This is a genomic window from Desulfuromonas sp. (assembly GCF_002868845.1).
In the GTDB taxonomy this organism is placed as follows: Bacteria; Desulfobacterota; Desulfuromonadia; order Desulfuromonadales; family BM501; genus BM501.
Map to the genome: position 1 here is coordinate 26,664 of NZ_PKUB01000023.1, position 14,537 is coordinate 41,200.

A 14,537-nucleotide genomic window follows, 5' to 3' on the forward strand; every position below is an offset into this window, starting at 1 on the left:
TGGAGGAAGAACGCGAGCCAGGGCACATCGACCACAGAGCGAAGGGAAATATCCATACGTCATCTCTGTGTCCTCTGCGTCTCTGTGGCAAAAGTGACTCTTGGGGCGCCGGGGGAGAAAAAAAGGCCCGCCTAAAAAACGGCGGGCCTTGGCGGGTCTGGAAGAGAGAGGGTCTTACCAGTGGGGAGTGATGGACTCCTGCTTGACGAACTCCTGGATCGCCTCCATGTCCTCCGGGGCGATCTCGGTAAACTGGACGCCGAAGCCGCAGGGCAGCCCGGGCCGGTGCGCGGCCCCGTTCGCCTTTACCCAGGCCACCCTCCCCCGGCAATGAACGTCCCGCTCGACCTTTTCGGAGAGCTCGAACTTCAGCGCCAGAGAGGTGTCGACCGCGAGAGGCTGATCGGTGGCGAGAAAGAGCCCTCCGGTGCAGACGTTCACCGCATAATCGGAGAGGAGGTGCTGGCCGGTGGTGCCGTAGCGGACACGGAGGGTCGTCCGGACGCGCGGCAGGGAGCGGTCGGCGATGCCGAGGAGCCGGCGCGCCGTCGCGACGAAATGGTGGCGGTTGATCGGTTTGGGCAAAACGTCCTCGCAGCCGAACCGGCGGCACCGCTCGATATCAGCCTCGCTTCCCCGGGTGGTGACCATGACCACCGGAATGTCGCTCAGTTCCGCGTCCGCCTTCATCATTCGGCAGCACTCGTCCCCGGCGAGTTCAGGCATATGGAGATCCATGAAAACCAGGTCCGGTTTTTCCGCCTTGGCGATTGCGAGGGCCTCTTTACCGGTTCTGGCAATCAGCAGGTGAAAGTCCTCCCGCCGGAAAAAGGTCTTTTCCAGTTCAAGGAACAGTTCGACGTCATCGACGAGAAGAATCTTTTTCTTAGCCACACCACCCTCCATCGGGAAATACCCACTGCTCTTTACTTCATAACATGTCTGCATCATGAGCCTGAAAAAACGCACCCTCAAACAGCCGGCGTCAGGCGGGCCCCCGGCCGCCGGCTACCGCCGGCTCTCCTTGGCCGTCAGAAGCCGCCGGGCGTTGTTGACCAGGACCTGGGCCACCGACCGGCTGCGAACCATGTTCTTGAGATCCCTGTCCGTCAAAGCGTCCATAAAACGCAGGGCCTTGGGTGGAGGGGTGCGGGGATGCATGACAAGGGCCTTCTTGATCTCGCGGTTCTTGACCCACTCGCGGTTCAGCGCAATGAGCCGGATCAGCTCCTCCTGGGAACTCTTGTTCTTGACCAGGGTCAGAACCTCCCCCTCGGTGATGCGGGGGTTCTTCAGCGCGGCGGTACAGACCAACTTGTTGGTGTCCTTGAGAAAGATGCTGCGCCACTCCTTATCTCCGGTCATGGCGACCTTGATCTTCTCGGCGACCTCCATCTCGAGGGAGAGCTGGTACTTGGACAGGTTGAGCTCTTCGCCTTCGTCGAAGAACTCTTCCCCGGACTCTTCTCCGTCGGACGCCTCCGGACCCGGAGGCGCCTCTTCGGGGGGACCTTGGAGCTGCGCCTTGAGGTCCGGGGCGGCCTGGGCGTTGCCGAGAAGGGCCTCCGTCAGCTCCCGGTCCCCCTTGTCGAACCGCCCGCTTCCCACCACAAGTGAGAGGACCTGCGCGGGCGCCGCGGCGGCCACCCGCAGCAGGGTCCCCCGTTCCAGGACCGGGCTGGACAAAACCCGAGCCATGAGCGCTCCGTCCCCGAGACGAACTTTCGCAAGGAAGTCGAGAAGCTGGGGATGCACCCCCGGGTCCTCCACGACCGGGATCAGTTCGTTGGCGGGTATTTCGGCCAGGGTCTGGCGGGCGGCCGACTTGACCTCGGCATCCCTTCCGTGACCGAGCAGGAAAAGGAGCAGGGCGAAGTCTCGCATCGGAAGAGAGAGCCCCCCGCGGGCAGCGGCTAACTGCTACTCCCGCGGGGCCTCCCTGACGATCCTCGCCACGCGGGGGGAGACCTTGAGACGCAGGTTCTTAGTCTGACTGGGCATGCCGGTTCACAAGGGCCGTATCCCCGTTTTCCAAAGCCCCCCCGGGTACAACGTCCACCTCGAGTCCGGCCTCCCGGGCCAGGGATGCCGCCTTTTCGGCGGCGGCCCGATCGGGAAAGGCCCCGAAGCTCAGGACAATCAAGGGAAGCTCGACCCGGGTTCTCTCCTCCTCGACCGCGATGCCCTTCCGGGCCAGTTCTTCGGCATATTCCCGCGCCCCGCGCAGATCGTGAAAGGAAGCGGCGTAGACCGCCCAGTCGCCGCCCCGGGGAAGGTGAAAGGCCTGGGGCACCGACTCGGCCAGTTCGTCCAGCCTGTTTTTGGCTTCGGCGGCAGGAAGGATGCCGATCCGCAGCCGGGTCATCTCCACCGTCTTGTCCTTTTTGCGAGAACGGGGCTCAAAGCCGAGCTCCCGGACCTTCCGGGCCACCTCGGCGCTATTGGCCTCAACAAGGAAAGCGCCCGCCTGCAGAGTGAAGGCCCCGGTTCGGGCGGAGGCTGCTTCGGAGCGCCCGACCGGCTTCTGTGCCGGGGGAGCCGGGCCTGCGACCGGCTCCGGCTTGGAAGCCTGAACTGGGGCAGGCTTCGGCTTGGAAGCCTGAACTGGGGCAGGCTTCGGCTTGTAAGCCTGAACTGGGGCAGGCTCCGACTTGTGGACCTCGACGATCACCCCCCGCTCCAGAGCAGGCCGGTTCGCGGGGTCCGAAAGCTTTTCCCGCCCGGGCTCGCCGGTCGGCGAGGCGGGGATTGCGATCGGCTGTCGCTGCGGCAGCTCTGGGCGGACCGACTGCCCGGGAGCGTCCTGCCGTCCGGAATAAAGGTAAAGACCGGCCGAGGCCGCCACGACCAGCAGCAGCACCGCGCCCAGGATCCGGGGCAGCGGGCTCTTTTTACGGAGCGGGGCGCCCTCAGGCCCCGGAGACTCCTCCGGGGCCTGCAGTCCGTCCTCCGGAGTCCGAACCGATTCGTATTCCGGCCCGGTCACCTCCTCCAGTTCTTCCAGTTCTTCATCGAAATTAAATTCTTCTTCGGCTGCCATGGTCGGGCAGACCTCCTTTGGTCAGGGCATTCGACAGCTACTCTCCCTGCTTGAGTTCAGCCAGGATCTTTGCCGTCATGTGCGAGGGGACCTCCTCGTAATGGGAGAACTCCATGGTGAACAGGCCGCGGTCGGAGGTCATGGAGCGCAGCTCGGGAGCGTACTTGAGAACCTCGGCCATGGGCACCGTGACCGAGACGACCTGGTTGGTGCCGAGCGGCTCGACGCCGAGCACCTTGCCCCGCCGGGAGTTCATGTCGCCGATGACGTCCCCGACGCAGTCGTCGGGAACCGTGATCTCCATCTGCATGATCGGCTCGAGCAGGACCGGGCTAGCCGCCTCCGAGGCCCGCTTGAAGGCCATGGAGCCGGCGATCTTGAAGGCCATCTCCGAGGAGTCGACCGAATGGTGGGAACCGTCGAACAGGGTGATGCGCACGTCCTGCACCGGGAAGCCGCCGAGGGGGCCCTTGCGAATCGACTCGTGGATCCCCTTGTCGACCGCCGGGATGAAATTCCGAGGGATGACCCCGCCGACGATCTTGTCGACGAATTCGTACCCTCCGCCTCTGCCGAGGGGCTCCATCTTGATCTTGACGTCGGCGAACTGGCCCCGGCCGCCGGACTGTTTCTTGTGCCGGTAGTGCTGCTCGATGCTCTTTTTGATAGTTTCCCGGTAGGGGACCTTGGGCTCCTTGAGAATGACCTCGGCGCCGAACTTGCGCTTGAGTTTCTCAACCGCCACCTCGACGTGAACCTGGCCCATGCCCGAGAGGATCATCTCCTTGGTCTCCTCGTCGCGCTGGATGTGCAGGGTCGGGTCCTCTTCCATGAGGCGCTGCAGGCCGCCGTAGATCTTGTCCTCGTCCCCCTTGCTCTTCGGCTCGAGGGCGAAGGAGATGACGGCCTTGAGGCTCATGGGGCTTTCGAAAAGGATGGGCTTTGCCTCATCGCACAAGGTATCTCCCGTGGCGGTCACCTTGAGCTTGGCCACGGCCACGATGTCCCCGGCCGCCGCCTCGGGGACCGGCTTCTGCTTTTTCCCCTCCATGACGAAGATCTGACCGATGCGCTCGGTCGTCTCCTTGTTGGGGTTGTAGAAACTCGAATCGGATTTGAGGGTGCCGGAGTAGATCCGGAAGAGGGAGAGCTTGCCCGTGTAGGGGTCGCTGATGGTTTTGAAGACCATGGCGGAGAAGGGCTCGGCCGGATCGGGGCTGCGCTGTTCCTCCTCGCCGGTCTTGGGACTCGTTCCGTACTGGACCCCCTTGTCGAGCGGAGAGGGCAGACAGGCGACGATGTAATCGAGCAGCTGCCTTACCCCGATGTTGGCGGTGCCGCTGCCGCACAGGACGGGGGTGAAGACCCGGGTCAGCGTCCCCTCGCGCAGGCCGCGCAGGATTTCCTCGTTGGAGAGCTCCTCGGTCTCGAGGTATTTCTCCATCAACTCGTCGTCGGCTTCGGCGGCCGCCTCTACCAGCATGAAGCGCAGCCGTTCCGCCTCATCCTTGTACTCGTCGGGGATTTCGGTTTCCTCGTAGGTCCCCTTCTCGTCGAACTGGAAGATGCGGGCCTTCATGGCGATCAGGTAGATGATCCCCTTGAAGTCGCTCTCGGAGCCGATGGGCATGTTGACCGCCACCGCCCGGGTGGAGAGGGTCTTCTCGACGTCGTCGACGGCCTTGAGGTAATCGGCCCGCTCCCGGTCGAGCTTGTTGACAAAGACGATCCGCGGCACCTCGAACTCGTCCGCCCACTTCCAGATGGTCTGGGTCTGGGCCTTGACCCCGTCGACGGCGGAAACGAGCAGAACCGCGCCTCCGAGTATGCGCAGGCAGCTGCGGGTATCGTGAAGGAAATTCGTGTAGCCGGGAGTGTCGACGATGTGCAGGTCGTGACCGTTCCACTCGCAGTGATGAAGGCTGGAGCTGATGGTGATTCCGCGCTTGATCTCCTCGGGCTCGAAATCCATGGTGGAGGACCCGTCGTCAACCCTGCCGAGACGATCGGTCATTTCGGTGTTGAACAGGATCGCCTCGGTGAGGGAGGTCTTGCCCGCGTCGCCCTGGCCTACAATTCCGAGGTTACGTAGATTTGCCGTTTGAAACTTCGCCATGATCGCTCCTTTCATTCCAGCCGCAATAGGGGAAAATACGGTTATGAGATCACACCTCTTAAACCTGTGGGTTCACCTGGCACTGCTTAGAACTCGGGCATTCTGGAAAGTCGGACTCTCTACTGGCTCCTCCTTGGTGCCGATTCGCTCTGATTCGATGGCGTGTTGCGGGTGTAGATAATGCGCAGCCCCTCCAGGGTGAGGCAGGGGTCAACTGCGTCGATGGACTCCGAAGCCCTGGCGATCTGCTCGGCCAGCCCGCCGGTCCCCACGACTCTCGGCTCATCCCGGGCCTCCATCTTCATGCGGGCCACGATGCCGTCGACGAGGCCGACGTAGCCGAAGAAAAGCCCGGCCTGTATGCTGTTGACGGTGTTCTTGGCGATGACCTGGGGAGGCCGGGCAAACTCGACCCGGGGAAGCTTGCTGGCCCTTTCGAAAAGGGCCTCCGAGGAGATGCCCAGCCCCGGGGCGATGGCCCCTCCCTGGTATTCACCGCGCGCCGAAATGTAATCGAAGGTCGTCGCGGTTCCGAAATCGACGACGATGAGGCTGCCGCGCCACTTCTCGTAGGCCGCCACGGCGTTGACGATGCGGTCGGCCCCGACTTCGCGGGGGTTATCGTACTGGATGGGCATGCCGGTCTTGATCCCGGGCCCGACGATGTAGGGCTTGAGCTTGAAATACTGCCGGCAGAGCCCTTCCAGGGCGGTGAGCATGGGAGGAACGACGCAGGAGATGATCACGTCGGCGATATCGGTGAAATGAAATTCGGAGAGGCGAAACAGCTCGTGGATGAGCATGGCGTTCTCATCCACCGTCCGGGAGGTATCGGTGGTGATGCGCCAGCTTCGAAGCAGCTCTTCGCCGCGGTAAAGGCCCAGAACCGTATTGGAGTTGCCCACATCGATAACAAGTAGCATAGGCCTCTTTCCCGGCAAATCCGAGGGTCCGCGAAGATCGCGGGGGGAGTTACCAGCTTCTAATCCTAGACCATCCCGCGGGGAAAACCAAGAAGGTTTTCATCCCGCCCGGTCCTCAGCCATCCAGGAGCCGCACATCGCCGGCAAGGATCTTTTCCCGTTCGCCGCTCTCCGCTTCCAGCAGGAGGGCCCCGTCGGATTCGAGCCCCAGGACGATACCCCTCTGGATGCGGCCCTGGGTGTCGACCTCGACCCTTCGGCCCACCACGTCGCAGAGGTCCTGCCACTTCTGGCGAAGGGGCCCGAAGCCCTCCCGGAGGAACGTGGCGTAGAGCTCGTCGAGGCGGCGGTACAGGGCCCTGGTGAATTCCAGCCGGGAGATTTGACGTCCCCCCTCCAGGGCCAGGGAGGTGGCCGGGTAGCGGAGGTCGTCCGGGAACTGCTCGGCGCCCATGTTGATATTGACGCCGATGCCGAGAACGACGTAGTGGACCGCCTCGGTTTCGGCGCTCATCTCGTTGAGCAGGCCGGCCACCTTCTTTCCCCCGAGGAGGATGTCGTTGGGCCACTTGACAGCCGCCGCCAGCCCGGCGACCTCTTCGGCGGCCAGAGCCACGGCCACCGCGGAGAGAAAGGTCAGCTGGGGAGCCAGAACGGGAGGGATGGGCGGACGCAGCAGCACCGAGGTGTACAGGTTGACTCCGGGGGGGGAGGCCCAGCGGCGCCCCATCCGCCCCTTGCCGCCGGTCTGGCGCTCGGCGACAACCACGGTCCCCTCGAGGGCTCCCTCCTCGCCCAGTGCGCAGGCCCGGGCGTTGGTCGAATCCGTCTCCTCGAAGTAGATCACTTCCCGGCCGATCACGCCGGTGTCGAGACCGGCCTGGATCTCGACGGGGGTCAGCGCGTCGGGAATCCCCGTCAGGCGGTATCCCCTGGAGGTCACGGCCTCGATAGTATAACCCATCTCCCGCAGCAGGCCGATCTGCTTCCAGACGGCGGAGCGGGAGACCCCGAGGCCCCGGCTGATCTCCTCCCCGGAGACGAACCCTCCGCCCTTCTGCCGAAACAGTTTAAGAATCTCTTCCCGCGCACCGCCTGCCGTCATTTTTCGGTCCTTCCCGCCCTAGCGAAACAGCATTGAGATATCGGCGGCCAGGTACGAGTGGGTCATCGCCCCCACCGAGATGAGATCCACCCCGGTCTCGGCGATCTCCCGAACTGTCTCCAGGTTGACCCCCCCGGAGGCTTCGGCGAGGGCTCGGCCGTCGATCAACTCCACCGCGCTGCACAGGGTCTCAAGATCCATATTGTCCAGCAGGATGATGTCGGCCCCCGCCTCCAGGGCTTCGCCCACCTCCGCGAGATCGCGGGTCTCCACTTCGATTTTCAGGGTATGGGGGGCGTAGTCGCGGGCGCGTCCGACGGCGGTGGCGATGCCCCCGGCGGCGGCGATGTGGTTCTCCTTGATCAGAACGCCGTCATAAAGGGAGGTGCGGTGATTGCGCCCCCCCCCCGAGCGTACCGAGTATTTTTCCAGGATCCGCAGGCCCGGGGTGGTCTTGCGGGTATCGACGATGGTCGCCCCGGTCCCCTCGACCGCCTTGACGAAGCGGGAGGTCAGGGTGGCCACCCCGCTCATGCGCTGCAGCAGGTTGAGAGCCACCCGCTCGCCCTGAAGAAGGAAAGAAGCCTCGCCCTTCAGCCAGGCCAGCACCTCACCGCGCCGGACGCTCTGGCCGTCCTCGATGATCTTCTCGAAGGCCACCTCCTCGTCGAGCAGTTGAAAGACCCGGCGAGCGACGTCGATGCCCGAGAGGACGAAATCTTCCTTGGCCACGAACTCGGCCCGGACCACCTTGCCCGGGCTCACCGTGGCGAGGGTGGTCACGTCGCCGAGACCGATGTCCTCCTGCAGAGCATTGCGGATAATGCGATCGATTTCCAGCATCGTAGACTCCTGAGTGGCGGCTAACATATTGAAAATGCTTTTTTATAGCACAGCAGACAAAGCCCCCGCAACCGAAAAGCCCGGAGCGCGGGACGGGGGAATTTTTCTTTACTTTTGCGGCTCCCTGCCGGAAAATACGGGGATTTTGACAGCGGCTAAAACGGTCCCCTCGGCTCCCCTCGCCGGGACCGCCTTACCGCCCCGCCGTTGAAAAAGGAGGTAGGCCATGCGTTCAACGTGGATACTCGCCCTTATTGCTCTCATCACCCTGACTTCGCCGGGTTGCGTCAAGAAATCGACCTATCTGCAAAAAGTCGATGAAGCCGCCCTCCTGGGCAACCGCTTCGAAGACCTGCAGTCCCGCCACAGCCAGCTTCAGCAGCAGAGGGACGAACTCGCCGCCCGCAACGACGACCTGGACCGGCGCCTGGCCGAATCCCTCGCCAAGGGAACCGCCCTCGAGCAGGACCTCGAGAGGGCCCGAAACGACATCGGGCGCCTGGAGAAGGTCCTCTCCGACCGCAGCGCCGAGGCCGGGGCGGCCATGGCCGAGATGCGCCGCACCACCGACCGCCTGGAAGAGGAGAACCGGGGTCTTCACCAGCAGGTCGAAAAAGAGCGACTCGCCCGGGAGGCCCGCCTCGCCCAGATGAAGAGCACCTACGACGAGTTGGTGGACAAGATGGAGTCCGAGATCGAGCGGGGAGAAATCACGATCTCCGAACTGCAGGGCAAGCTCACCGTCAACCTGGTGGAACGCATCCTGTTCGATTCGGGCAAGGCGGACATCAAGCCCGAAGGCCTGAACGTGCTGCGCAGGGTGGGGGACATTCTGGGCGGGGTCAAGGACAAGGCAATCCGGGTCGAGGGGCACACCGACGACGTCCCCATCAGCCCCCGCCTGCAGACGACCTTTCCGACCAACTGGGAACTCTCCACGGCCCGGGCCGCCAACGTCGTCCACTTTCTCCAGGATCGAGTCAACATCCCCGGCGAGCGCCTCTCTGCAGCCGGTTTCAGTGAATACCGCCCCGTCGCCGACAACGGGTCCCCCGAGGGGCGGGCGCAGAACCGCCGCATCCAGATCGTCCTGGTCCCTTCGGATGCCGAAACGATCCAGCCGCTGCAGTAGATCCGCCCATTCACAGGAAACAAAAAGCCGGGGCCACAAGGCCCCGGCTTTTTGTCAACAACTCGATGCCGTCCCGCCGCTGCGGGATCGGTCCCTGGCGAAAAGAGCAGATCGCCCCTAGGTGCGTCCCTGCCTGACAGCCATATCGAGGGCCTTCTGCCACAGGGCTCCCATGCCAGGAGAATCGAGCAAGTCCCCGGCGTCCTCCCCTTGTCCCTCCCCGCTGGACAGCACGTCCAGCTTGGCCTCCGGAAGTCCGGCCACAGAGCGGGAGAGATCGGCCTGCGTCTCCAGGGTCTGGCCCCCGTCATGGAAAAAGCCAATGGGCAGCCCCTCCCGAAAGAAGATAAGGGCGGTGCGCTCTCCGGAGTAGACCCGCAGACAGCCGCTCAGGCGTTCCTCCCGAACAATTGCCAGAAGACGTTCGAGATCGATGAATTTGAGGGCCTGGCCCCGGTAGAGGACCTCTCCGTTCTGGAGGCCCCGCAGGAGCCTGACCAACTCGGGGGAAAGGCGGTAAATGCCGAGCCGCATCCCTCCCTCGATGGAACGCTCGAAAATCCGCGCGATGGCGTCGTAGGCGGTCAGCCTCTCCCGCTCGCCCTCGAAGAGGGCGTTGGTCAGCCGGCCCTGGGCGAAAAGGAGAATTCCCCTCTCCCTGCGCCCTGCGAAGTTGAGGTAGCCGGTGAAGGTCCCGCTGCGCAGCTTTTCCAAGGCTTCGGGAAGGTTCACCCTGCCCGGATCGATATCTTCCTTGACGGCATGGCCGCGGGGCAACAATGACATGGGTCAGCCTCGATAATCGGGAATAAAATTCGACCAGACAGTAAGCAAAATCCCCATCCCTGTCAACAGCAACGAGCCCATCTCAGGGTTTGCGGGCCAAGACCATGCCGGTTTCGGGCCCGGCAGGGAGAATCTCCGGCGCCTCGAAACCCTGCTCGGCCATCCAGGCGGCGACCTCCGCCCCGCCGTAGGCCCTCCCCCCCTCGGTCATGACAAGCATGTGTACCGAGAAAAGGGCCGCGTTCAGAGGCGAGGTCATTCCCTCGTCGAGGAGGAACTCGTGCACCGCCAGGGTCCCGCCGGGGTTGAGGGCTCTCCAGGCCTTTTCGATGAGCATCCGGCAGCCGGGCTCGTCCTGCGAATGGAAAACCTGGGAGATCCAGACGAAGTCGACCCCCGAGCCGAGTTCGTCCCGGCAGAAGTCCCCCTCCACCAGCCTGACCCGCTCGAGAAGCCCCTGCGCGGCAAGCCTCTCCCGGCCGACGGCCAGAGCGCCGGGCAGGTCGAAAAGCCGAACCTCCTCCAGGTGGGGATGGGCATCCAGGAAGGCCGACGCGTAGGTGCCGGGTCCGCCGCCGACATCGAGGACCACCTTTGCCCGGGACAGGTCGAGCTTGCGGGCCACCTGCGGCGCGAGCTCGCGGGTGACATCGTCCATGCCCCGTATGAAGTCCCGGGTCCACTCCTCTTTCGTGCCGAGGATGGCCTCCTCCCGAGGGCGGGCCGGGCGGCCGTCACGGATCACCTCGCCGAGATCGTTCCATGCCCCCCAGCAGTGGTGAATGTGCTTGAAGATGCTCCCCCGGAAGGCCTCCCCCTGCACCAGCCACCGGGAGGCCGCGGGGCCGTTGCGGTACAGGTCCCCCTCTTTCTGCAGCAGGCCCACCGCCACGAGGGCGTTCAGGAGGATGGTCAGGGCGCGGCCGTCCCGTCCCAGTTCGGCGGCCAGGTCATCGGCCACCCTCCCCTGCCCCACCCGGCTGAAGAGGTCGAGGTCGTTGGCCACAAAAAAGATCTTGGCCGCTTCGAAGCCGTGCGCCAGGCGCATCAGGTCGTGAAAAGATTCGAGTGTCATCGCCCTGCCTCCATCGGTTTGACCTTGCCTGATCAACGCGCCAGGATCTCCCGCAGGACCCTGCGCCTCATGTCGGAAAAATGCCCATACCCCGCCTCGCCGAGGAAACTCTCGACGGGGCCGGTCTGAAGGGTAAGGAGGAGCGTCTCCCGGTAGAACTCCTCGGCGAAGCGCCCGGTGGCGCCTTCCAAAAAGGGTCCGTAGGGGGCATCTGACGGGCTGCCGACCTCCTCTTCGACGACCTTGTTCCCGGAGCCCTGGAACAGGTGAACGGTCAGGCTGGCCTCCGGTCCGAAAACCGCGGCCCCGCGGGTCTCGAGGGCGATGAGACCCTCCTCCGAAAGATAGGTTTTCAGGTCGGTGCCGCTGAGCATATCATCGAGGCAGGGGCCGTGCACCAGGCCGCGGCGCCGGCTTCGCATGTCGAAGAAGAAATGTCCCTCCGCACCCCCGGTCGTCTCCCCGCAAACCGGGCATCCCCCCTGAAGGCGCCGGGCCCGTCCCCGGGGTATCGCTCCGCCGGCCAGCGCGGCACTCCGTTGGCTCAAAGGGCGGTCCGTGTCGTCGAAGCGCTCAAGGACGAAGCCCGCCAGGTCTCGGAGCTGCCGGTGCACGACGGTCGAGCGGGCGTGGGTCAGGACAGGGTAGACCCGGCTGGAGAGGTTGGTGGCCAGTCCCTCCACCTTGGGGCTCTTGGCGATAAAGGTCTCGAGCACCTGGTAGCCCCTCTCCCGGGCGGAAAAGGACAGAAAGTCGCGCATCCCGATCTTGCCCCGGAGCCGCAACCGGGCATCGATGAGACTCGGCAGGAGCCACATCCTTTGCCCGTCGCCGCTGCTCCCAACGAGGGCCTGCTGCAGGGACGCCGCGTTGACCAGGGAAGCCCGGTCCTTGACCGGCACGAGCGCGAGATCGGCGGCCACCAGGGCGCTTCGGGTAAAGTAGTCGAGGATGGGGCGGGTATCGAGGATCAGGATGCCGGGCAGGTTTGAGGCGGCGAGGGCTCTACGAAGATGGTTCAGGTCGTCGTCGGGCGGGGAAAGCTCCCGCTCCGATGCCAGGAACTGCACACCGTACTCGCCGAGCTGGGCCAACCCGGCAGCGGGCGCTCCTTCGAACAGGCCGGCCACGGAAGCGCCCCGGTGGGTGCCGATGGCGAACATGCTGTCGACGCTGAAATGGTTATCGAAGGAGGCGATGGTGACCGGCAGGTCCTCGCGCAGGGCCTTGAGGTAGACGGCCAGATTGGTGGCGATGGTGGTCTTGCCCACCCCCCCCTTTTCGCTGGCGATCGTGACCACGAACGGAAACCCCTTCACCCCACCCCCTCAGGCGCTCTCCTGCAGCTGCAACCCTTCCCAGCGGCCGTAGAGCACTTCGATCTCGTCCTTCAGTTTTTCGTGGCGGGCGCTCACCTGCCGCCAACGGTCGGCGTCTCCGTACAGGTCGGGGTCGGCCATCTCCTGCTCGACGGCGGCGAGTTCCGCCTCGCTCGTCTCGATGGCGGCCTCCACCGCGGCAAGTTCCTTCTGCCGCCTCTTCTCGGCCCGCTGGGCCTCCTTGCGCTCGGCGTGCTGGAGGCGGCGCGTCTCCTTGTCGGCGGGGCCGTCCGCGGTGCCTTCGTCCGTTTTTTGTTCCACCCGCAGGTCCGAGTGGCTGGCGTCCCCCTCGGCGGACTTGGCGCGCAGGAAGTCCTCGTAGTTGCCGAGGTAGGAGACCGCCCGTCCGCCGCCGACCTCGCCCACCCTGGTTGCAAGGGCATCGACGAAATAGCGGTCGTGGGAGACAAAGACCAGGGTCCCCTTGTAGCCCTTGAGGGACTGGAGCAGCACCTCCTTCGATTGGAGGTCGAGGTGGTTGGTCGGCTCGTCGAGAAGCAGAAGATTGGCCGGGCGCAGCAGCAGGATGGCCAGCGCCAGGCGGTTGCGCTCGCCTCCGGAAAGGACATCCACCCTCTTCTCCACGTCGTCGCCGGTAAAAAGGAACGAGCCGAGGATGTCGCGGACCTTGGGCACCATCTCGAAGGGCGCGGCGTCGGTGATCTCGCGCAGCACCGTCTTTCCCGGATCGAGGACTTTGGCCTGGTCCTGGGCGAAGTAGGCCAGGTGAAGGTTGTGCCCCTCCTCCCGGATGCCGCTTCGGGGGGCCTCCACCCCGGCCAGCAGGCGCATCAGGGTCGACTTGCCGGCTCCGTTGGCGCCGACCAGGGCGACCCGCTCGCCCTTCTCCACCGCCAGGTCGACGCCATCGAGAACCTTCAGCTCGCCGTAGCTCTGACAGGCTCCCTTCAGTTCCAAGGCCAGACGCCCCCCCTTGGGCGGATCGGGGAACCGGAATGCGATCTTCTTGCGGGCCGGAGGCACGGCAATGCGCTCGATCTTCTCGAGCTGCTTGACCCGGCTCTGCACCAGGGATGCCTTGTTGGCCTGGTAGCGAAACCTGTTGATAAAGGCCTCGATCTTGGCGACTTCCTCGTCCTGGCGACGCTTGGATTCGAGAAGGGCGGCCACCCTCCTCTCCCGTTCATCGAGGTATTTGGAGTAATTGCCGGGATACTCGGTCAATGCGCCGTTCCAGACCTCGACGATGCGCCCGATCACCTGGTCGAGAAAGTACCGGTCGTGGGAGACGAGGACCACGGCGTAGGGATAGGCTCTGAGGTACTCCTCCAGCCAGTTGCGGGCGGGGAGATCGAGGTGGTTGGTCGGCTCGTCGAGCAGCAGCAGGTTGGGACGCTGCAGCAGAAGCTTGGCCAGGGCGATCCGCATCTGCCAGCCGCCGGAGAAATGCTCGCAGGGCTTTTCCCAATCGCCTTCGGCAAAACCGAGGCCGCGAAGCACCTTGCCGATCTCCGCCTCCATCTCGTAGCCGCCGCCCTGGCGGAAGCGCTCCTGGACCTCGGCGTAGCGGTCGAGATCGGCGGCCTCGTGCTTTTCCGCGATACGCTCCTCGAGTCGGCCCAACTCGGCTTCCATCCCCAGAAGCTCGGCAAGGGCGGCCTTGACCTCGTTAAAGAGCGAGCGACCGCTGTGCTCGAGGCCGTCCTGGGGCAGGTAGCCGAAGGTCGTCCCCTTGGCTGCCTGCACCTCTCCGCCGTCGGGATGAACCGTCCCCGCCAGCATCTTGAGCAGGGTCGTCTTGCCGGCACCGTTCTCGCCGCACAGGCCGATACGGTCCCCGGGACGGATGTGCCAGTTGATGGCGGCGAAGATGCGCCGGTCGGCGAAGTCCTTGACAATGTTGCGAAGCTGAAGCATGGAGCATATATACCACAGGGAGCAGGGGCGGGGGAACGGGAAATGCCGGGGAGAAAAGAGTGGGCCCGAAGCAGGGGCGGCTTTTTTGAGCCCCCGCCGGGCGGCTGCCGTCGACTCGAATCCCCGAAACGCATCTTCCCCCTATCCAAAACCCCTTTTACCTGATATAGTTGGCGGAATTTTGGGAGTGTCTCCTCCTCCCTTTTGGAAAGACCGCACCGGGCCACCGGCCCTGGCGATATACAACGCACAGTTTCAGC

General features: G+C 64.4%; 12 protein-coding genes. 1 reads left to right on the forward strand and 11 read right to left on the reverse strand.

Annotation, left to right across the window (positions count from 1 at the left end; all coding sequences use genetic code 11):
* Positions 1 to 174: 174 nt before the first annotated feature.
* The 7 genes from C0617_RS07330 to nadC form a co-directional block, all read right to left on the reverse strand.
* Positions 175 to 894 (reverse strand): TIGR02266 family protein, encoded by a 720-nt coding sequence (locus tag C0617_RS07330; protein WP_291316367.1) that lies wholly within the window; start codon positions 892 to 894, stop codon positions 175 to 177.
* A gap of 114 nt (positions 895 to 1,008) precedes the next feature.
* A complete protein-coding gene (locus tag C0617_RS07335; protein WP_291316368.1) occupies positions 1,009 to 1,884 on the reverse strand; it encodes a hypothetical protein in 876 nt (291 codons plus the stop codon).
* Positions 1,885 to 1,984: 100 nt separating this feature from the next.
* The gene (locus tag C0617_RS07340; RefSeq protein ID WP_291316369.1) at positions 1,985 to 3,040 is read right to left on the reverse strand and encodes an SPOR domain-containing protein; all 1,056 of its coding nucleotides are present in this window, start codon (positions 3,038 to 3,040) and stop codon (positions 1,985 to 1,987) included.
* Between the two features lie 37 nt (positions 3,041 to 3,077).
* The gene (fusA, locus tag C0617_RS07345) at positions 3,078 to 5,156 is read right to left on the reverse strand and encodes an elongation factor G (protein ID WP_291316370.1); all 2,079 of its coding nucleotides are present in this window, start codon (positions 5,154 to 5,156) and stop codon (positions 3,078 to 3,080) included.
* A gap of 119 nt (positions 5,157 to 5,275) precedes the next feature.
* Positions 5,276 to 6,079, reverse strand: a complete 804-nt coding sequence (locus C0617_RS07350) for a type III pantothenate kinase (protein ID WP_291316371.1) — start codon at positions 6,077 to 6,079, stop codon at positions 5,276 to 5,278.
* A gap of 115 nt (positions 6,080 to 6,194) precedes the next feature.
* Positions 6,195 to 7,184, reverse strand: a complete 990-nt coding sequence (locus tag C0617_RS07355; RefSeq protein WP_291316372.1) for a biotin--[acetyl-CoA-carboxylase] ligase — start codon at positions 7,182 to 7,184, stop codon at positions 6,195 to 6,197.
* Positions 7,185 to 7,202: 18 nt separating this feature from the next.
* Positions 7,203 to 8,027 carry a carboxylating nicotinate-nucleotide diphosphorylase gene (gene nadC, locus C0617_RS07360; RefSeq protein ID WP_291316373.1) on the reverse strand — a complete coding sequence of 275 codons (825 nt, stop codon included), beginning with the start codon at positions 8,025 to 8,027 and terminating at the stop codon, positions 7,203 to 7,205.
* Positions 8,028 to 8,253: 226 nt separating this feature from the next.
* On the opposite strand from nadC, the gene C0617_RS07365 reads away from it, so the two are divergent.
* Complete coding sequence (locus C0617_RS07365) at positions 8,254 to 9,159, forward strand: OmpA family protein (protein WP_291316374.1); 906 nt, start codon at positions 8,254 to 8,256, stop codon at positions 9,157 to 9,159.
* A 117-nt stretch (positions 9,160 to 9,276) separates the two neighbouring features.
* Here the strand turns inward: C0617_RS07365 and C0617_RS07370 are convergent, their stop codons facing one another.
* The 4 genes from C0617_RS07370 to C0617_RS07385 form a co-directional block, all read right to left on the reverse strand.
* Entirely contained in the window at positions 9,277 to 9,945 is a 669-nt protein-coding gene (locus C0617_RS07370) for a hypothetical protein (RefSeq protein WP_291316375.1), read from the reverse strand.
* 82 nt (positions 9,946 to 10,027) lie between these two features.
* Positions 10,028 to 11,020, reverse strand: a complete 993-nt coding sequence (locus C0617_RS07375) for a methyltransferase (protein WP_291316376.1) — start codon at positions 11,018 to 11,020, stop codon at positions 10,028 to 10,030.
* A 32-nt stretch (positions 11,021 to 11,052) separates the two neighbouring features.
* Entirely contained in the window at positions 11,053 to 12,339 is a 1,287-nt protein-coding gene (locus tag C0617_RS07380) for a ParA family protein (RefSeq protein WP_291316377.1), read from the reverse strand.
* Between the two features lie 9 nt (positions 12,340 to 12,348).
* A complete protein-coding gene (locus C0617_RS07385; protein WP_291316378.1) occupies positions 12,349 to 14,277 on the reverse strand; it encodes an ABC-F family ATP-binding cassette domain-containing protein in 1,929 nt (642 codons plus the stop codon).
* Positions 14,278 to 14,537 lie beyond the last annotated feature (260 nt).

Excerpts from the sequence above, each read along its gene's own strand:
- C0617_RS07355 (WP_291316372.1), bottom strand. The coding sequence starts at position 7,184 with ATGACGGCAGGCGGTGCGCGGGAAGAGATTCTTAAACTGTTTCGGCAG.
- C0617_RS07370 (WP_291316375.1), bottom strand. The coding sequence starts at position 9,945 with ATGTCATTGTTGCCCCGCGGCCATGCCGTCAAGGAAGATATCGATCCG.
- C0617_RS07385 (WP_291316378.1), bottom strand. The coding sequence starts at position 14,277 with ATGCTTCAGCTTCGCAACATTGTCAAGGACTTCGCCGACCGGCGCATC.
- nadC (WP_291316373.1), bottom strand. The coding sequence starts at position 8,027 with ATGCTGGAAATCGATCGCATTATCCGCAATGCTCTGCAGGAGGACATC.
- C0617_RS07340 (WP_291316369.1), bottom strand. The coding sequence starts at position 3,040 with ATGGCAGCCGAAGAAGAATTTAATTTCGATGAAGAACTGGAAGAACTG.
- C0617_RS07375 (WP_291316376.1), bottom strand. The coding sequence starts at position 11,020 with ATGACACTCGAATCTTTTCACGACCTGATGCGCCTGGCGCACGGCTTC.
- C0617_RS07350 (WP_291316371.1), bottom strand. The coding sequence starts at position 6,079 with ATGCTACTTGTTATCGATGTGGGCAACTCCAATACGGTTCTGGGCCTT.
- fusA (WP_291316370.1), bottom strand. The coding sequence starts at position 5,156 with ATGGCGAAGTTTCAAACGGCAAATCTACGTAACCTCGGAATTGTAGGC.
- C0617_RS07335 (WP_291316368.1), bottom strand. The coding sequence starts at position 1,884 with ATGCGAGACTTCGCCCTGCTCCTTTTCCTGCTCGGTCACGGAAGGGAT.
- C0617_RS07365 (WP_291316374.1), top strand. The coding sequence starts at position 8,254 with ATGCGTTCAACGTGGATACTCGCCCTTATTGCTCTCATCACCCTGACT.